We start from the raw sequence: 18,153 nt of genomic DNA on the forward strand, positions 1-18,153 counted from the left end.
CCTCGCGGCTACGTGTGGTGGTGCAGGCTCTCCACGAGGTACGGGTCGTTGCGCGGAATCAGCGGCACCGCGCCCACCGTCCTCGTCACCGTCAGCACGAACAGCGCCCCCAGGCCCAGCAGGCCCGCCACGTCCCACACGCCGATGCCAGCGTATTCGGGCATGTTGGCCGGGGCGATCATCAGGTGCAGGTCCAGCCACCGCCCCGTCAGCATGACGCCAGCGACGAAGCACAGGTGCGCCGGGTTGCGCTTGGCGGGCTTCGGCAGCAGCAGCACGAAGGGCAGCGCCCAGTTGAGCACGACGTTCATGAAGAACGGCGCTCGCCAGCCATGGTGCATCCGCTGGATGAAGTAGACGGTCTCCTCCGGGATGTTCGCGTACCAGATGAGCAGGAACTGGGAGAACCACAGGTAGGCCCACAGCGTGGCGAAGCCGAACATCAGCTTGCCCAGGTCGTGCAGGTGGCTGGTGTTGACCTCCTTCATCAGCCCCGCGCGCTTCAGCAGGATGACGGCCACGGTCATGGCCGCCACGCTCGACTCCAACATCCCCGCGATGTTGTAGAGCCCGTAGATGGTGCTGAACCAGTGCGGCTCCAGGCTCATCAGCCAGTCGAAGCTGGCCAGGCAGAAGGTGATCGCGAACAGCACCAGGAAGAGCGCTGAGGTGGCCACGTTGCGCTGCGTGGGCTCGGCAGAGGACTCCGAGTCCTGGGCCAGCGAGTTCTTCCGCAGCCGCCAGGTGAAGAAGGCCCAGAGCGCCAGCATCAGCACCATGCGGATGGCGAAGCCCGGAGCATTCAGGAAGGCGGCCTTCTTGTGCAGCAGGTGGTCCGTCTCCATCACCCCGGGGCGCGCCCACAGGTACAACGAGGGCAGGCCCGCGAGCACCACCAGCAGGCTCGCCGCTCCCACCGGGACGTAGGAGGCGAAAGCCTCGGGGACGCGCTTGAAGACGGTATACCAGCCCGCGTTGGCCACCGCGTTGAGCGCGAGAAACACCGCGCCGCCCAGCGCCAGCGTGAGGAAGAAGAAGCCGTTGGTCAGCAGGCTGGAGAAGCCGCGGGTGGGCTCCAGCGCCAGGCCCGCGCCCAACCCAAACAGGCCGAGCACCGCCACGACCAGGCTGGCCCGACGAAGGTTGGGGCCAACGACGATTCCCGAGGAGCTCATGGCGTGTCCTTCTGCGCGGTCCGCGCCGGAGACTGCAGCGACCGGATGTAGTGGACGATCTTCCAGCGATCTTCCTGCGCCACCTGCGAACCGTGGGCCGGCATCAACCCCTGTCCTTGGGTGATGATGTGGAAGATCTGCCCGTCGGCGAGGCCACGGGCGTGCTCAGCCAACAGCGACGGAGGCCGGGGGAAGCGCGCGGCCACCAGGCCGTCCCCGAGCCCACCCGAGCCATGGCAGTGCGAGCAGTAGCGGTTGAAGGTCACCTTGCCGCGCGTCAGCACCGGCTCCGAGGCCTCGAAGGGATTCTTCAGCTCCGCGGCGGCGCGGGTGGCCTCCTCGGGACTCGGGCCGTAGCGCACGGGCGAGTAGCCTCGGGGAATGCTGCCCGGCGCGGGCGCCATCAGCGTCTTGCCGTCGCGGGTGTTGGGATTGGGTGCGTAGCTGTCATACGGCACGGAGCTGTACATGTCCGGCGCGTACTCGAGGTTGGGTTGGGAGACGTCCCGCTCGCAGCCCCACTGAAGGGCCATGGCGAGCACGCCCGTACCGACGAGGAGCCGCTTCACGACGCCACCTCCATCTGCTCCACCTCCAACGCCCCGTGGCGCTGGAGCAGGTCCTTCACCTTCGCGTCCGACTCGTCCGCGCGCAGTGCCAGGACGAAGCGGTCATCCGTCACCCGGGGCAGCGCCTCACGCGAGTTGCCAGGGAAGCTCTTCGTGCGCAGCAGGAAGGCCGCCACGGTGAACAGGCCCGCGAATAGCACGGTGAGCTCGAAGGCCACGGGGATGAACGCCGGGAAGGAGTTGAAGGGCTTACCACCCACGTTGAGCGGCCAGCTCACCACTGACGTGTAGTACTGGAGCGACAGCGCCGACGTGGCCCCCAGCAGCCCCGCCCCGAAGCACACCCAGGTGAGCCGCGAGGGCTTCAACCCCATGGCCTCGTCCATGCCGTGAATCGCGTACGGCGTGTAGACATCGTGCACCGCGTACCCGGCCTCGCGAGCGGCCCGGGTGGCATCGAGGATGTGCTCCTCGCTGTCGAAGTAGCTGAGCAGGACGGACTGGTTCATACCGGCATGTCCTTTCGCACCGCCACCGCCGCCAGGGCCGGCGCGGGCATGGGCACCGGCTCCTCAGCCGGGTGCTCGTGCGGAGTCTCGGAGCCATGAGCCGCCTGTCCGGCATGCGCCGGGTCATGGCCCGCTCGGGCGAAGGCCGCCACGCTCTTCACCTCTCCGATGGAGATGATGGGCAGCACGCGGGTGAACAGCAGGAACAGCGTGAAGAAGAGGCCGAAGGTGCCCACGAAGGTGCCCACCTCGATGACCGTGGGCGAGTACATGGACCAGCTCGAGGGCAGGAAGTCCCGGTGCAGCGACGTCACGATGATGACGAAGCGCTCGAACCACATGCCCACGTTGATGACCAGCGACAGCACGAAGATGGCCGCCGGCGACGTGCGCACCTTCTTGAACCAGAACAGGTGCGGCGACACCACGTTGCACGTCACCATCGTCCAGTACGCCCATGCGTACGGACCAAAGGCTCGGTTCATGAACGTGAACTTCTCGTACGGGTTGCCTGAGTACCAGGCGATGAAGAACTCCGTCCCGTAGGCCAGCGACACGATGCCACCCGTAACGATGATGACCTTCGTCATGTTCTCCAGGTGGCGAATGGTGATGAGGTGCTGGAAGCCGAGCACCTCGCGGGTGATGATCATCAGCGTCAGCACCATCGCGAACCCACTGAACACCGCGCCGGCGACGAAGTACGGCGGGAAGATGGTGGTGTGCCAGCCGGGGATGACCGAGGTCGCGAAGTCGAACGACACGATGGTGTGCACGCTGAGCACCAGCGGCGTCGCCAGGCCCGCCAGCAACAGGTACACCGTCTCGTAGCGGTGCCAGGTGCGCGACGAGCCGTTCCACCCGAACGACAGCGCCTTGAAGAGGCTCTTCTTCAGGCCCTTCGCCCTGTCGCGCACCGTGGCCAGGTCGGGGATGAGGCCGAAGTACCAGAACACCGCCGAGATGGTGAAGTACGTGCTGATGGCGAACACGTCCCAGAGCAGCGGCGAGCGGAAGTTCACCCACAGGGTGCCTCGGCTGTTGGGGTACGGCAGCACCCAGAACGCGTTCCACGGCCGACCCATGTGGATGACTGGGAAGAGCGCCGCGCACATGACAGCGAAGAGCGTCATCGCCTCCGCGGCGCGGTTGATGCTCGTGCGCCACTTCTGCCGGAAGAGGAAGAGGATGGCGGAGATGAGTGTGCCCGCGTGGCCGATGCCTACCCAGAACACGAAGTTGGTGATGTCGAAGGCCCAGCCGATGGTCTTGTTCAGACCCCACACACCAATACCGGTGGCGATCTCGTAGGAGACCATCCCCGCGCCCACCGCGAGCGTGATGACCGCCAGGGCGAAGGCCACCCACCACTTGGTGGTGGGCTTGCGCTCCATGGGGGCGCAGATCTCCTCGGTGAGCTGTCCGAGGGTGCGCTCCTCGCTGACGAGCGGCACCCGCAGGGGGGAAGTGTGCTGGTTGCTCATGTCGCGCTCCCGTTCCCGGTGTTGCGAACCTTGGTGAGGTACGTCACGGCCGGCCCGATGTTCAGCTCCTCCAGCAGCCGGTAGGCGCGTCCGCTCTTCGCCAGCTTCGCCACGTCGCTGTTCGGGTCGTTGATGTCGCCGAAGTGGATGGCCTGGGCCGGGCAGCTCTGCTGGCACGCGGTGCGGATGTCTCCGTCACGCAGCTCCCGCCCCTCGCGCTTCGCCAGGGCCTTGCCCTCCTGCACGCGCTGCACGCACAGCGAGCACTTCTCCATCACGCCACGCGTGCGCACCACCACGTCCGGGTTGAGCACCATGCGCTCGATGGGCTCGTCGTGCTTGTAGTCGAACCAGTTGAAGCGGCGGACCTTCGTGGGGCAGTTGTTGGCGCAGTACCGCGTGCCCACGCAGCGGTTGTAGACCTGCTGGTTGAGGCCCTCGCTCGAGTGCACCGTCGCGAGCACCGGGCACACCGTCTCGCACGGGGCGTTATCGCAGTGCTGGCACATCATCGGCTGGTGCACCACCCGGGGCGCTTCCGGCTCGCCCTCGTAGTACCGGTCGATGCGCATCCAGTGCAGCTCGCGCTGCCGCCGCGCCTCGTCCTCGCCCACGATGGGGATGTTGTTCTCCGCCTGGCAGGACACCACGCACGCCGAGCAGCCCGTGCACGCGCTCAGGTCCACCGCCAGCGCCCACTTGTGGCCCTTGTACTCGTGGCCGGACCAGATGGAGAGCGGATGGCCGCCGCCGTGGCCCTCCTCCTTCTCATTGCCCGCGCTCGGGTTGGCGAGGAACTCCGCCAGCTCCGCCTCGCGCACGAGCCCGCGGCCCTCCATCGACGCGTGTATCTGGGAGAGGGCCAGCGGCTTGTGCTCGGGCGTCACCCGCAGCCGCACCCCGAGCGCCGCGCGGCGCACCTTCCCCTTGGTAAAAGAGGCCAGTCCGAAGGCGTTATCCCCCACATCGTTCCCGATACGTCCCACCTTCGTCCGGCCATAACCCATGGCGAGGCCCAGCGCCCGCGGGTGCGTGCCCGGCTGCACCAGCGCCGGCACCGCGAGCGTCCTCCCTCCGAAGCCCACCTCCACCACCTGCCCATCGCTGATGCCCAGCTTTGAGGCCGTGGAGGGCGCCACACAGAGGTAGTTGCCCCAGGTGGCCTTGGAGATCGGATCCGGCATCTCGAGCAGCCAGCCGTTGTTGGCCAGCGCGCCGTCCCTCAAGCCCACCTTTTGATACAGAACCAGCTCGAGCTCCCCCGCCGTCACGGCAGAGCCCTTCAGCGCCGCCACGCTCTCGGGGCGGAACGCGGGCGCCTCGGTGGTCGCCGGCGGCAACACCACCACCACGCCCTGACGCACCGACTCGTCCCAGAAGGCCTGGAAGCCCGTGGCCACGTTCGCGCGAGGGAAGACCTCGGCCTCCCAGCGCGCACGCAGGAAGTCGTCGTATGACTGCTCCACCCCTGCCCACCTCAGCAGGGACTCCATCGCGCTGCGCGTCTCGTGCAGTGGGGACACCACCGGCTGGCGCAGGCCCAGCACACCGCGCCGGGGCTCGGCATCACCCCAGGACTCCAGCGGCGTGTGGTCCGGCGCGTGGAAGCCCACCAGCGAGGCCGTCTCGTCGAGCCGGTCACTCGTGGCCACCGTCACCGCCACGTCCTTCAACAGGCCCGCCAGCGCATCTCCCTTTGGGTGCGCATAGGCTGGGTTGACGCCGTGGAAGAGGACGGCCCCCACCTGCTTCGCATCCAGCTCGCCGAGCAGCTCGCCAAAGGACATCGCCCCCGCATCCAGGGTGAGGCCACCGGAGATGGAGACCGTGGTGCCGGCGTTGCCCAGCAGCTCGTTGGCCACGTTGGCCAGCACGTAGGCGGCGGGCTCGTCTCCGCCGCACACCACCAGCGCCTTCTCCTTCGCGGCCCACAGCTCACCGGCCAGCGCGTCCAGCACGTCGGTGGACACCCGCGCCTCGGGCAGTCCCGTGAGACCTTCCACGTCGCGGCCCGCCTTCTCCGCCAGCCGCTTCACCAGCGCCGCCAGCGCGGGCACCAGGTCCGAAGGGGCCACCGGGACGCGCCGATCGGCGCTCGCGCCCGTCAACGACATCAGCGGCTCGAGCTGCCAGTGCCGCGCCATCTCCCGCTTGCCCGCCGCATCTCGGGCCGAGGTGTACTGGCGGGTGAAGGCCACCGGAGACACCCAGGTGCCCAGGAAATCGGCGCCGAAGCTGGCGATGACCTTCGCCTGGTCGAAGCGATAGTCCGGCACCAGGCGGGCACCGTGCGTGAGGCGATACGCCTCGGCGATGGCCTCCAGCTCCCCCGTGGCGTCGAAACGCACCGTGCGCGCGGTGGGGAAGGCGGCCAGGAAGCGCGCCACGGCGGCCTCGGCGGTGGGCCCCATCACCCAGGGCAGGACGAGTCGGATCGCCTTCCCCTCACCCGCCAGCTTCCGCAGCCCCTCCGTCACGGCCTTGTCCAGGTCCACCCACGCGGCTCGGCTGCCCCCCACGGACGGCCAGCGGGAGCGGTTGGCGTCATACAGGGACAGCACGGACGCCTGGCCCACGGCGCACACCCCCCCACGGGACACCGGGTGCTCCTCGTTGCCTTCCACCTTGATGGGGCGCCCATCGCGCGTCTTCAGCAGCACGCCGCACTGGGCGCTGCACGCGCCGCAGGTGGTCGCGTACCAGAGGGCCAGGCCCGGGGTGAGCTCGTCCGGCTTCGCGATGAAGGGCACCGCCTTCTGCACCGGAGCGCGCTGGCAGGCCACCATGGCCGCCGCGGCGCTCAGGCCCATCACCTTGAAGAAGTCGCGGCGCGAGCTCTGGGCCGCCACGCCCACGGGCAGCTCCTCGGCGAACTCGTTGCGGGACTGCTCAAGCAGGGCCGGATCTCCCGCCCGCGCGGCCAGGCTCTGCCAATACTTGGGTGTCGTCTCAGACATGGTGCGCGTTCCTCAGCGGTGGCAACCGGAGCAGTCGGAGGGAGGATTCAGGGTGCGAGGCGCCGGGATCACGGGCGCGGTGGCTTTGGCCACTCCCGACGCGGAGGCCATCAGCACACCGGATGCCAACGGCGGCACCGGAGCCTGGGTCTTCGACTCCTGCGTCTGACGGTGGCAGTCCAGGCACCAGCCCATCGTCATGGGCTCCACCTGCTCCAACCGCACCATCTCCTGCACGGGCCCGTGGCACTTCTGGCACTCCAGCCCTGCCGTTACGTGGTTCGCGTGACTGAAGTACGCGTGGTCCGGCAGCCGGTGCACGCGCACCCACTCGATGGGCTTGTTCTCCTTCACCGCCCGGGTGAGCTTTTGAATCTCCGGCGAGTCCGTCTTCACCTGGGTGTGGCAGTTCATGCACACGCCTGCGTGGGGAATGCCGGCATGCCGGCTCTTCTCCGCGCCCACGTGGCAGTACTGACAGTCGATCTCATAGTGGCCGGCGTGCACCGCGTGCGAGAACGCGATGGGCTGCTCGGGCATGTAGTTCTGGTTGTTGTTCACCGGCGTGGTGTCACAACCGCCCATCGCGAGCGCGGCCAGCACACCGGAGAGCAGCGAAGCTCGGGTCGAGTCGATCATGGGGTGACAATCCCGCCTTGCGCGGCGGTCTCCTCCCGGGTGGACACGAGGGGTTGCGCAGGCGTCGAAGCCAGCCAGCGGGTGATGGGCCAGGCGAGCAGCAGCGCGAGCACCCCGAAGAGGTGCATCCGCACGGTCAGCGGCAACTGGGCCACGAGCGTCGCATCCGGCTGCAGCGTCACCAGCGAGCGCAGGTACGGCACCACCACGCTCACGTACCAGGCCGAGGCCCAGCGGTACGCCACGGCGATGTAGAGGCCGTTGATCACCTCGGACAGCAGCAGCACCTGAAAGGGCAGCCATGCGCGGGTGCCGGGCTCGCGGCTGGACAGCCGGTGGGTGATGCTCGCCACCAGGCCCCAGGCCAGCATCATCCCGCCGATGAGCCCCACCACCTCCAGGAGGAAGAGGCGCATGGGCGAGCGGATGAAGAGCTGCACCGGGTGCGGCAGAAGGAAACAGGCCGCATGCCACAGCAGCATGATGAGGGCGCCCACCACCAGGGACACGGCGGCCGAGCCGGTGCCCTCGCGCTCCACCCACTGCCTCATCCAGGCAGAGAATCGCTCTCGGTTGCGCAGCCAGGCCGGCACGCCCACGGCGAGGGCCAGCACCACGTACGGAAGGGAATCGTAGAGGAACGTGTCGCTCACGTATCGCCTCGCTCTCTCAGTCCTTCGCGCGGCCACGGCCGCCCAGGACAATGCCGATGAAACCCAGGGCGACACCCAACCCCACGAAGCCCAGGTAGAAGAAGTCCCGGTCCTTGCGCGGCGGCGTGCCGTCTCGCGAGACCTGCGCCAGATACGCCTTGAGCTCGAACTGCTCCGCGTCCGTCAGCGGCGCCTGCCCGTACAGCTCCCTCATCAGAGGGAAGTCCAGTTCCTTCAGAGCAGGCGTCATCTTCCGCTCGCCCATCCGAGCGAAGGAGAAGGTCAGGTCGCGCGCCAGCGTCCCGCCGCCCACCACGCCGATGTCGCGCACGTTGTGGCAGCCGATACAGGGCGGGCCCCCATTGGCCAGCGCCACCCGGCCCTCGAAGAGCTGCCGGCCGTGTTCAATCTCCTCGGGCGTGGCATCCGAGGCCAGCTTCGGCCCGGAGGCTCCCGGCTGGCAGCTGCCCTTCTCGGCACAGTCCCGGAGGAACGCGAACAGCCCCTTGCGCTCATCATCAGAGAGCTGCTGGTCCGGCATCCGGATGCCGTTGAACTTCTTCAGGAGCTCGTTGGCGACCGGGTCTCCGCCGTCGATCATCGCGCCCGGGCTCTTCAGGAACGTGGTGACCCAGGACTCCTCACGGCGCGTCAGCACGCCCATCAAATCAGGGCCGACTCGGTCTCCCTGGCCCACGGTGTGGCAGCTCGCACAGCGCTGGGAGAAGAGCTGCGAGCCCTCGGGCACCCCCTGCGCTACGGCGAGCGGAGAAACGAGCAACACCAGCATCGGCAAGGCAGCAACGGCCAGTGCTCGCAGCTGGCGTCGGCCAGGGACGTGAGTACGCATCGCGGCGCGCCCCTCCTCTCGGGGACCCCGAGCCCCTCGCTCGGTTCAGCGCGCCGCACTGCAACCAGGGGGCCAGCCAGCCGAGTGGCTTCCGCTCCGAGGGGAAGCCCACTCCACGCCAAGTGTCAGGTGCGCAGCATTTGCGCCTCGCGCATTCCTGACGCGCAGCATTTTCCGCGCATGCGAGAAGGGGGCGGAAGAGGGCTTCTTGATTCAAGAAGCAGAGGAGCGCGCCCCTTCCCTTTCGCTACCAGAAGGGTGTGCCGTCACCCGCCGAGGGACGTGGTGCCCAGCGGGCTGCGTGCGATGGCCAGGATGCCACCAATGATGAGCACGAAAGCCCCGCCCACGCCGATGAGCGGCAGCAGGTAGCCGGGGTTCGGGCGCTTGCGGTTCACCACCAACATCACGTGGGCCAGCACCGCCGCGGCCAGCATCATGACGATGTGACCCCAAAGTGCCGGGTAGAAGGGCCAGCCGGCGCCCAGCAGCACAATCCCGAGCAGCACCTGCGTGTCGAGCAGGCCCGCGAAGCTGGAGCCGATGATGCGCACCGACTTGTCCACGGGCCGCTTCGTGGCGAGCCCGAAGGCAAAGTACGCGATGGCGATCACCCCCATAAGGAGGACGAGGTAGCGCAGCCCGGAGTGGGCATAGAAGAGTGGTCTCATGGCCGCGCTTCCTAACGCCCCCCAGGCCGGGAGGCGAGCCTTTACGTCGGATCCGGCTTCGGCGTGGTGCGCGTGCTCGGCGGGAGTTCGGGAGGCGTGAGCACCTCCGGCCCGGGCAGCTCACCCGTGAGGCTCTTGAGGAAGGCGACGATGTCGTCCACCTCGGCGTCGGAGAAGGACATGCCGAGCTGGTGCTTCGCCATCAGGCGCACGGCCGTGGGCAGATCCTTGACGGAGCCGTCGTGGAACCAGGGGCCCGTCTTCTCCACGTTGCGCAGCGTGGGCACGCGGAACTTGTGCAGGTCCTCCTCGTTCTTCGTCACGTCGAAGCGGCCCTTGTCATCGGTGGGGTACTCCTCGATGAGGCCCAGCTTCTGGAACGAGGTGCCGCCCACCGACGGGCCGTTGTGGCACGTGGTGCAGCCGGAGCTGGCGAACAGCTCCAGCCCGCGCCGCTCCTGCTCGGTGAGGGCCGACTCGTCGCCCGCGAGGAACTTGTCGAAGCGCGCCGTGGTGAAGAGCTTGCGCTCGAAGGCGGCGATGGAGCGCGCGGCGTTGGTCACGCTCACGGGCTTCTTGTCGCGGGGGTAGGAGTCCTTGAAGGCCTTCACGTACTGCGGAATGGAGTTGAGCGTGGCCAGGATGCGCTTCTCATCCGGCATCGCCATCTCCGCCGGGTTCAGCATCGGTCCCGAGACCTGCTCCTCGAGCGTAGTGGCGCGGCCATCCCAGAACTGGGCGATGTGGCCCGAGGCGTGGAAGACGGTGGGCGCGTTGCGGCTGCCCTTCTGTCCCTTGTGGCCCTCGGAGGTGGCCTTGCCGTCCACGCCGAAGGTGGCCAGGTCGTGGCAGCTGTTGCAGGAGATGTCGTGGTTCTTCGACAGGCGCGTCTCGAAGAAGAGCATGCGCCCCAGTGCGATCTGCGCCGGGGTGTCCGCCGGAGCCTCGGCCTCGGCCGCCTTCGCGGCGGCGGACTGGCGGAAGAAGGAGACGAGCTTCTCGTAGCTCATCCGCGGCTTCGGCGGCTCGGGCGCAGGCTCGGGCGCGGCGGCCACGGCGGCCGGCTTGGGCTCGGGCGGCGGAGACTCCTTGCTGCACGAGGAAGAAACGGCGCCCAGGGATACCAGTCCCGCGCCGAGCCAGAGCCGATACTGCTTCATCTACCAACCTCCCGAGAGGAACAACATCACGGGCATATTCCTACCATTACCCGGCACACCTTGGGGATGACCCCCCGCGTTGAGGGAGAAGGCCAGAGCGGAGCGCCGCCCCCGAGACAACCTCGCCTCGCTGCCTTGGATTGCAGGCGTCCGGGCGGAGTCCTCCCGCTGAAAGAAGAGCCGATCCACGGCCCAGGACAGCCCAAGCCCCGTGGCCGTCCCCAGCACGTCCCAGGTCAGGTCCTTCAGGGAGAAGAAGCTCCCGCGCCCGGCGTCGTAGAGCTCCTTGGCCACCCCGGCCCCGAGCGCTACCCCCGAGCCGGTGAGCCACCGCGCCTCGGGTGACTCGAAGAGGAGCGCCCCGCCGGCATACCCCGCCCCGGCCAGACCCGCGCTGACACTGAAGTGCAGCGCCTTGTCCCGACCAAACCAGTGGTCCCGGGAGGGGACCTCCAACACTTCTCCCCGAGCGGAGAGCGGTGCGAGCAACGACAGACACAGCACGAACAAGGGTTTTTCACGGGCAGTCATAGCGAGACATGACACCACCGCTCGGGGTCCTGCGTCAGTACCTGAGTCGCGGAGGCCTCTCGGGAGGGTCCAGGATACCTGTCGCGTCGGTTTTCGAGACGAGGAGCCTGCTTGGACGTATGCTCGGGATCCGTGACCCGACCTGGCGCCTCGCTCTTCGATCTCAGCAAACCCTCCTCCCGCCATCCTGGACTTGATGGCGCACGAGGGTTGGCCGTGGTGGCGATGGTGTTGGGGCACACGTTGGACGCACTGCTCGCACCGGAGTGGCGCGCCCACCCGTGGGTGCAGCGCTACTGGGAGCTGCGCGGCGTCACCGCGCCCCTCTTCCTGCTGGTGGCGGGCTTCGCGGTGGTGGCCGCGCTCGGGACCTCTCCAGAGAGCGCGGGCTCATCCTTCTTCCGCCGGGTGCGGCGTGCGCTGCTGCTCCTCTTCCTCGGCTACATGCTGCACTGGCCGGGCTGGGACACGGCGCATGCGCTCGGCTGGGGCGAGGAGCTGCGCTCACATGTCTTCTCCTTCGATGCGCTGCAGAGCATCGGCGTGAGCCTGCTGGTGGGCGCGGCGGTGCTGGTGCTGGCGCGCGGAACCTGGACGCGGGCGGTGGTGCTCGCCGTGCTGGCCGTGGGCATCCCCCTGGCGAGCACCTGGATGTGGAACGCCGCCACGCTCTGGCCCATTGAGCTGAGGCAGGCGGTGGGCATGCCGGGCGCGCGCTTCCCGCTCTTCCCGTGGGCGGGCTTCTTCTTCGCCGGGGCGCTCGCGGCTCACCTGCTGCGACTGCTGCGGCCCGGCTGGCCTCAGGGCCTGGCCCTCGTGGCGCTCGGCGGGGGACTGGTGCTGCTCACAGGGCGGCTGCCCGCGGACTGGAGCCCCACCAGCGCGTGGCTCGTCGCCTTCCGCGTGGGCGAAGGCCTCCTGGTGCTAGGCGCCGTCAACCTGGTACCCCAGGTGCTCTCCGGCCTGTTGGCGCCCCTGGGCCGCACGTCCCTCTGGCTCTACGTGCTGCACCTGCCGGTGGTGTACGGCTGGGCCGGGACGGCGGGCCTTGCTGGACGCGTGGGGCCCACGCTGGGGCTGGTGCCCGCTCTGGGAGTGGGCCTGGGACTGCTCGCGGTGTGCTATGCACTCGCCCGTCTGGCGAAGCTGCTCCGTGGGAGCAACCGCCCCGCGGACAATACGAAGTGGCGCGCGCGCCCTGTGCCCATCGACAGCGCGGCCCTGCGCTCCGGCCAACGTACCTGAGACGGGTAGAGCATTTACATCCACGCAGCGCGTGCATTAATGCGCGCCTCCTTACCCACGTACGTAGACCCAGCGAGGAAACATGCACCTGCTGCAGAAGCTGTCCGTCGTTGCCGTCCTCTCCATTGGCGCCACCGGCCTGTCGGGCTGCGCGGGCGCGGCGTTCATCGGCCGTCCCGTCATCGGCACCACCACCCTCTACGCCGCCACCTCCGCCACCGAGTTCATCAACGAGCAGACGAAGCTCGGCACGAAGAGCGGCGAGGGCTGCGTGACGTCCATCCTCGGCATCGTCACCACCGGTGATGCCACCGCCACCGAGGCTGCGCGCAAGGCCGGCATCAACCGCGTCACCCACATTGACCACAAGTTCGAGAACATCCTCGGCCTGTACGCGAAGTACTGCGTCATGGTGTACGGCGACTAATCGCCGTCCCTCGGTGCCGCGTCCCCGCCCACGAGGCCGAGGGATGCGGCGCCCCGCCCCGATGGAGGGCCTGGCGCTCCGAGACGCAATGCGCCACGACGTTTCCCTCCACACCCGCGAGACTGCTAACTTCCTGACGCTTCCGGCCTCCCCCCCACCCAGACCCGAAAGGGTCACCGGCCGCGGAGCACAGTGAAAGTACAGCCTCATGAAATTCAACTCGCTCGTTCGTCCCTTGTTCCTGGTCGCTGCCACCGCGGGCACCGCGGCCTTCGCCCAGACGGCGAAGCCCGTCGTCGCTTCGGCCGCAACACCCACCACCGCCGCCCAGAATGTCGTCATCGACCGCGCCCTGCTCAACGCGTTCAAGGCGCTGCCGGCCCGCTTCGAGGATCCGAAGAACCCCATCACCCCGGAGAAGGTGGAGCTGGGGCGGATGCTGTACTTCGATACCCGCCTGTCGAAGAACCAGGACGTGTCCTGCAACAGCTGCCACGACCTGAACAAGTTCGGCGTGGACGGCAAGCCCTTCTCCACGGGCCACAAGAAGCAGCTCGGCGGCCGTAACTCGCCCACCGTGTACAACTCTGGTGGCCACCTCCTGCAGTTCTGGGACGGCCGCGCCGCCAACCTGGAGGAGCAGGCCAAGGGCCCCATCCTCAACCCCGTCGAGATGGCGATGCCCAGCGCGGAGCGCGTCGTGGAGACGGTGAAGTCCATCCCCGGCTACGTCACGGCCTTCCAGAAGGCCTTCCCGGGCGAGGCGGACCCGGTGACGTACGACAACCTGGCCAAGGCCATTGGCGCGTTCGAGCGCCAGCTCGTCACCCCCTCGCGCTTCGACAAGTTCCTCGCCGGTGACGACAAGGCGCTGAGCGAGGCGGAGAAGGTCGGCCTCAAGAAGTTCCTCGATCAGGGCTGCCAGACCTGCCACAACGGCGCCGCCATCGGTGGCTCGCTGCAGAAGCTGGGCCTCGTGGTGCCCTTCCAGTCCAAGGACCAGGGCCGCTTCGATCTCACCAAGAAGGAGGCGGACCGGATGATCTTCCGCGTCCCCACCCTGCGCAACGTGGCCAAGACGGCGCCGTACTTCCACGACGGCTCGGTGAAGGATCTGCAGACGGCCGTGAAGCTGATGGCCCAGCACCAGTTCGGCAAGCAGATCTCCGACGACGACGCGAAGTCGATCGTCACCTTCCTCGACTCGCTCACCGGCGAGCTGCCCAAGAGCTACATCGCCAAGCCGAAGCTGCCGGCCAGCGGCCCGAAGACCCCGAAGCCGGATCCGTCCTGACGTGAAGCACCAGTCCCCGCGCGCCACCTGGTGACGCGGGGACCCACCGCCTCCGCCCGGCGACCCTGGCTACGACGCCATGCGCTCGCGGGGCGGAGGTTGAGTCGCCCGGCCCCGTTCATCCAGAGCGCGAACCACCGCCTCCAGGGCCACGATGCGACGACCCGCGCGCCCCCCGGCCCACTGCTCCGGAAGCCGCGCGCCCAGCTGTTCCGCTCCCTGCTCCACCCCGCCCGGCTTGCTCTTGAGCGCCCGCGCACACGCGAGCCGCACGTTGAGCGCCTCGGGCACCGGGAAGCCATCGCGCCGCAGCAGATCCAACGCGAACGTCGTCCACACCGCGAGCTTGTCCCCCGGGCGCAGGAAGGCCTGGAAGCGCGCGAGCCCCGCCTCCAGGGATTCACCCGCCAGCAGCACCTCCTCCGAGAGCTCCACGTGCAGCGGCGTGCTGCGCGCCATCGGCTGCCGCGGGGCGAGGATGGCCTCGAAGCGCTCCCCCGTGGCCGGGCGCATCGCCACCAGGTGCACCAGCTCCGAGGGCAGGTTCCGCTCCGCGGGGTGCGCGTTGGCCTCGGCGTAGAGGAGCACGAGGTGCTCGAAGCTCTCGGCAATGGAGCGCAGCTCCAGCGGCGGCTGCCACGCGGACTTGTAGATGCGCCGGCGTGGCGGCTCCGTCCGCTTCTCCTGGCAGTCGAGCTGCGTGTCCACCATGTACTCGAAGGCGCGCAGCATGGTGTCGAAGCGCTCCTGCTCACCCTCGAGCGCCCCCAGCACCTCCACCACCGCCTCGATGGTGGAGACGCAGTGCTCCGCCGGCTCGGCGCGGATGCGGTAGTTGCTCGGGCGGCGCGGGACGAAGCCGATGCGCGGCAGCCCCGCGAGCAGGGGATTCGTCTTCACCAGCTTGCGCGCCAGCGGCCAGGTGCCGTCCACCACGATGAGCGTCTCGGGGGGATTCTGCTTCGCCTCCTCCAGGGGAACGGCCTCCTCACCCGGGAAGAGGACGGCCACGCGCTCGGGACGGGCCGCGAGCTCAGCGAGCCGCCGATGACCGGTGAAGTCCACGCCCACGTAGAGCTCGGAGTTGGGCAGGGACAGGTGCGCCATACGGGCCGTGCCGATGGCTACCCGCCGCTCGCGGGGGTGCTGGAGGAAGACGAGCCGCGTGCGCGAGTCCACCTGAGGCACGCGCGCGCAGTAGCACGTGGACTGGGGACGCAGGCAGCGGAGACAGAGGGAACGCACCCCGCCGCTTTAACGGTCCCCCGGGGGGGCCGGCAAGGACTGGTGACGAGCCGCACGAAGGGGGATGTGGGGAATCTGGAGGCCCGGCCGTCGGGTCGGAGCTCGGCAAGCAAGGGGCTGCCCTCTCCCCTGGCGACCTCTTAGACGTCCCCTGTCATGCTACGCCGCCGACGAGCGCGGCCTCTCTCATCCACCGCGCCCAGGGAGCCCTATGCAACCGGCCACCAGCAGTCCCCAACCCCTCTCGTTCGATCTCCTCAGCCTCGAGGCCGCTCGGAACCCGCACCCGCTCTTCCACACACTTCGGGCTCAGCAGCCGATCCACTGGAGCCCCCAGCTCCACGGCTGGGTGCTCACCCGCCACGCCGACATCGCCCAGGTCCTGAAGGATCCCCGCCTGGTGGCCGGACCCATGACGGGACAGTTCGAGCGCCTGCCCGAAGATGTCCGCAAGCAGCTCACGCCCCTGCGCGATGCCGTCAACATGTGGATGGGACACACCACCCACGAGGGCCACCTCCGCTTCCAGGCGCTGCTCAAGCGCTACTTCACCCCGCGCACCGTGGAGAACTTCCGGCCCCGCATCCAGGCCCTCACCGACACGTTGCTCGATGCCGCGGCGGCCCGGGGCTCCTTCGACATGGTGAAGGAGCTCGCCATCCCCCTGCCTTCGAACGTCATCGCCGAGATGCTCGGCGTGCCGCTCACTGACGAGCACCTGCTCCAGCGCTGGTCTCGCGACCTCAGCGCCATCTTCAACAACTTCAGCCCCCAGCAGCTCTTCCAGAGCCAGAAGAGCGTCCTGGAGATGATGGACTACATGCGCGAGGTCCTCTCCCAGTACCGCCGCGGCTCGGGCGAGAACATCCTCGAGGTCTTCCTGCGCGCCAAGGACGAGGGCCTCATCACCGAGGAGGAGATCCTCTCCAACTGCGCGCTGCTCCTGTTCGCCGGCCACGAGACCACCGCGCGGCTCATCAGCCGGGGCCTGGCACTGCTCTTCGACCACCCGGAGCAGCTCGCACTGTTGCGCCAGCAGCCCTCGCTCATTCCTCAAGCAGTGGAGGAGATGCTGCGCTACGGCGACGTGGCGGGAATGATCACCCGGCTCACCGTCGCGCCCGTGGAGCTCGGCGGCCAGACGCTACAGCCGCACCAGATGGTGTACACGGTGCTCGCCGCGGCGAACCGGGATCCCGCGATCTTCCCCGAGCCGGACCGGTTCGACATCACCCGCAAGCCGGGCAAGCACGTGGCGTTCGGGTACGGCTCGTTCTACTGCCTGGGCGCGGCGCTGGCGCGGCTGGAGGCCCAGGTCTTCTTCGAGACGCTGCTGCGGCGCTACCCCAACGTGCGGCCCGCGAAGGACGCCTCGCCCGAGTGGAAGCAGGAGGGCCCCCTCAACATGCATCTGGTCACGCTCCCGGTGGAGCTGTAACCCAGCGACTCCTCGATGGAAAACCTCGCCCGGCCAGGAGTCGTGTACGATCCGCCACCCCGGACGCGAGCCACGAGGAGATGCATGCGATTGAGGAGTCTGGCGGTGGTGTTGCTCCTGAGCGGCTGTCAGCAGTCCGCTCGGCCCGAGCCCGTGAACGAAGCCGAGCACACCGCCAGCCCTGGGAAGGACGCCGGTGAGCAGCCCATCGCACTGGAAGCTCCCGGTGAGCCTCCGTCCCCCACGGCGGAGGCGCTTCCCGAGCACACATGGTCGGCGCGCTCCGCCGATGGGAACGCGGAGGTCCAGCAGACCGCGCACCAGGACGGGAAGGCCCTCCGCTGCACGACTACCTCGACGTTGTCGCCTCCGGGCGAGAAGCCGAGCGTGGTCTGGGAGTGGAACACCTGCATCGCGACGAGGCAGCAGCTCAAGTTCGTCTCCCCGGACGGAACGCGGGTGCTCGTACTCAACCCGCTCCCGGCCTCCCCCCAGGGAAACTGGAAGGACGTAGAGGTGGCCGCGCTCTATGAGCACGGCGTGCGGATGAAGGGCGTGAAGGCCGGGGCCCTCGTCAGCGCTCCCATTCAGGCGCGGGAGCCCTTCCTCCACTTCATCTGGGTGAAGGGCCAGGCGGGTCTCGAAGGAGAACCACCGCGCTACACCTCCGACGGCAAGGCCATCGAGTTCGAGACGGTGGAAGGACGCTCGGTCCGCCTGAGCTTCACGGGTGAGGGCTTTCCGGCCTCGTCCGAAGAGAAGCAGGCCTTCGCCGAAGCGGCGGGGATGTACCGGTACAAGGATGACAAGGGGACGGTCCACTTCGTGGGCTCGCGCGAGGAGATCCCCAGCCGGTACCGCGCCCGAGCCGTACGCGTGGAAGCCGAGGTGGGCGTCCTCACCATGCGGGGCCCTCTCGCAGGAGAGGAGTCGACGCCTCCCGCCCCCACGCCGGAGCCTCAGTCCCCGTCCCACACAGGGAAGGAGCCGGCGCCCAAGAATTCCCTGGAGAATCCCCAGCTCGCCACTCCCTCCGAGCTCATCGACAGGGCCCGCGACGCCGTGAAGCAGGTCGAGTCAGCCCAACGTGGCCGGGAGAGGCTGGCGGACTCGCAACTCGGAGAGCCGACGCCCGCCGAGCCCGGCTCTCCGCCCAGTGCCGGCAAGGACCCGAGCCCCAAGAATCCCTTGGACAATCCCGAGCTCCCCGCGCCCACGGAGCTCCTCGAACGGGCCCGCGAGGCCGCCAAGAAGCTCGAGGCGGCCCAGAACGAGCGAGACAAGCTGCTGGAAGCGAAGCCCTGAG

The 18,153-nt window shown here is 68.5% G+C and carries 17 protein-coding genes; 5 read left to right on the top strand and 12 right to left on the bottom strand.

The genetic code is table 11. The features are described 5' to 3' along the window. Positions 1 to 8: 8 nt before the first annotated feature. The 11 genes from F0U60_RS39025 to F0U60_RS39075 form a co-directional block, all read right to left on the bottom strand. Positions 9 to 1,175 carry a hypothetical protein gene (locus F0U60_RS39025; protein WP_395807355.1) on the bottom strand — a complete coding sequence of 389 codons (1,167 nt, stop codon included), beginning with the start codon at positions 1,173 to 1,175 and terminating at the stop codon, positions 9 to 11. After that, positions 1,172 to 1,744: a c-type cytochrome gene (locus F0U60_RS39030; protein ID WP_395807357.1), complete on the bottom strand. Its 573-nt coding sequence runs from the start codon at positions 1,742 to 1,744 to the stop codon at positions 1,172 to 1,174. The genes F0U60_RS39025 and F0U60_RS39030 overlap by 4 nt, the downstream gene beginning before the upstream one ends. After that, entirely contained in the window at positions 1,741 to 2,253 is a 513-nt protein-coding gene (locus tag F0U60_RS39035; RefSeq protein WP_395807359.1) for a DUF3341 domain-containing protein, read from the bottom strand. Before F0U60_RS39035 ends, F0U60_RS39030 begins: the two co-directional genes overlap by 4 nt. Further along, complete coding sequence (gene nrfD, locus F0U60_RS39040) at positions 2,250 to 3,737, bottom strand: NrfD/PsrC family molybdoenzyme membrane anchor subunit (protein ID WP_395807361.1); 1,488 nt, start codon at positions 3,735 to 3,737, stop codon at positions 2,250 to 2,252. The genes F0U60_RS39035 and nrfD overlap by 4 nt, the downstream gene beginning before the upstream one ends. Next, a complete protein-coding gene (locus F0U60_RS39045; RefSeq protein WP_395807363.1) occupies positions 3,734 to 6,694 on the bottom strand; it encodes a TAT-variant-translocated molybdopterin oxidoreductase in 2,961 nt (986 codons plus the stop codon). Before F0U60_RS39045 ends, nrfD begins: the two co-directional genes overlap by 4 nt. 12 nt (positions 6,695 to 6,706) lie before the next feature. Continuing rightward, complete coding sequence (locus F0U60_RS39050) at positions 6,707 to 7,333, bottom strand: cytochrome c3 family protein (protein WP_395807365.1); 627 nt, start codon at positions 7,331 to 7,333, stop codon at positions 6,707 to 6,709. After that, positions 7,330 to 7,986 carry a respiratory nitrate reductase subunit gamma gene (locus tag F0U60_RS39055; protein ID WP_395807367.1) on the bottom strand — a complete coding sequence of 219 codons (657 nt, stop codon included), beginning with the start codon at positions 7,984 to 7,986 and terminating at the stop codon, positions 7,330 to 7,332. The genes F0U60_RS39050 and F0U60_RS39055 overlap by 4 nt, the downstream gene beginning before the upstream one ends. Before the next feature lie 16 nt (positions 7,987 to 8,002). Next, entirely contained in the window at positions 8,003 to 8,836 is an 834-nt protein-coding gene (locus tag F0U60_RS39060) for a c-type cytochrome (RefSeq protein ID WP_395807369.1), read from the bottom strand. A 266-nt stretch (positions 8,837 to 9,102) separates the two neighbouring features. Then, the gene (locus tag F0U60_RS39065; RefSeq protein ID WP_395807371.1) at positions 9,103 to 9,507 is read right to left on the bottom strand and encodes a hypothetical protein; all 405 of its coding nucleotides are present in this window, start codon (positions 9,505 to 9,507) and stop codon (positions 9,103 to 9,105) included. Positions 9,508 to 9,548: 41 nt separating this feature from the next. Then, positions 9,549 to 10,667 carry a cytochrome-c peroxidase gene (locus tag F0U60_RS39070; RefSeq protein WP_395807373.1) on the bottom strand — a complete coding sequence of 373 codons (1,119 nt, stop codon included), beginning with the start codon at positions 10,665 to 10,667 and terminating at the stop codon, positions 9,549 to 9,551. Continuing rightward, positions 10,668 to 11,198, bottom strand: a complete 531-nt coding sequence (locus F0U60_RS39075; protein WP_395807375.1) for a YfiM family protein — start codon at positions 11,196 to 11,198, stop codon at positions 10,668 to 10,670. A 132-nt stretch (positions 11,199 to 11,330) separates the two neighbouring features. On the opposite strand from F0U60_RS39075, the gene F0U60_RS39080 reads away from it, so the two are divergent. The 3 genes from F0U60_RS39080 (at position 11,331) to F0U60_RS39090 (ending at position 14,164) form a co-directional block, all read left to right on the top strand. Further along, positions 11,331 to 12,443 carry an acyltransferase family protein gene (locus tag F0U60_RS39080; RefSeq protein WP_395807377.1) on the top strand — a complete coding sequence of 371 codons (1,113 nt, stop codon included), beginning with the start codon at positions 11,331 to 11,333 and terminating at the stop codon, positions 12,441 to 12,443. Positions 12,444 to 12,525: 82 nt separating this feature from the next. Next, positions 12,526 to 12,870 (top strand): TRL domain-containing protein, encoded by a 345-nt coding sequence (locus F0U60_RS39085; protein ID WP_395807379.1) that lies wholly within the window; start codon positions 12,526 to 12,528, stop codon positions 12,868 to 12,870. A gap of 208 nt (positions 12,871 to 13,078) precedes the next feature. Next, the gene (locus tag F0U60_RS39090; protein ID WP_395807381.1) at positions 13,079 to 14,164 is read left to right on the top strand and encodes a cytochrome-c peroxidase; all 1,086 of its coding nucleotides are present in this window, start codon (positions 13,079 to 13,081) and stop codon (positions 14,162 to 14,164) included. Positions 14,165 to 14,233: 69 nt separating this feature from the next. On the opposite strand, the gene F0U60_RS39095 is transcribed toward F0U60_RS39090, so the two are convergent. Beyond that, a complete protein-coding gene (locus tag F0U60_RS39095) occupies positions 14,234 to 15,409 on the bottom strand; it encodes a tRNA-uridine aminocarboxypropyltransferase (RefSeq protein WP_395807383.1) in 1,176 nt (391 codons plus the stop codon). A 211-nt stretch (positions 15,410 to 15,620) separates the two neighbouring features. Between F0U60_RS39095 and F0U60_RS39100 the strand changes: the two genes are divergently transcribed. Together F0U60_RS39100 and F0U60_RS39105 are read left to right on the top strand one after the other, a co-directional pair. Then, positions 15,621 to 16,847 carry a cytochrome P450 gene (locus F0U60_RS39100; RefSeq protein ID WP_395807385.1) on the top strand — a complete coding sequence of 409 codons (1,227 nt, stop codon included), beginning with the start codon at positions 15,621 to 15,623 and terminating at the stop codon, positions 16,845 to 16,847. Positions 16,848 to 16,931: 84 nt separating this feature from the next. After that, positions 16,932 to 18,152, top strand: coding sequence for a hypothetical protein (locus tag F0U60_RS39105; RefSeq protein ID WP_395807387.1), 1,221 nt, complete (start codon positions 16,932 to 16,934; stop codon positions 18,150 to 18,152). Position 18,153 lies beyond the last annotated feature (1 nt).

It is taken from the genome of Archangium minus, assembly GCF_044360475.1.
Lineage (GTDB): Bacteria > Myxococcota > Myxococcia > Myxococcales > Myxococcaceae > Archangium > Archangium minus.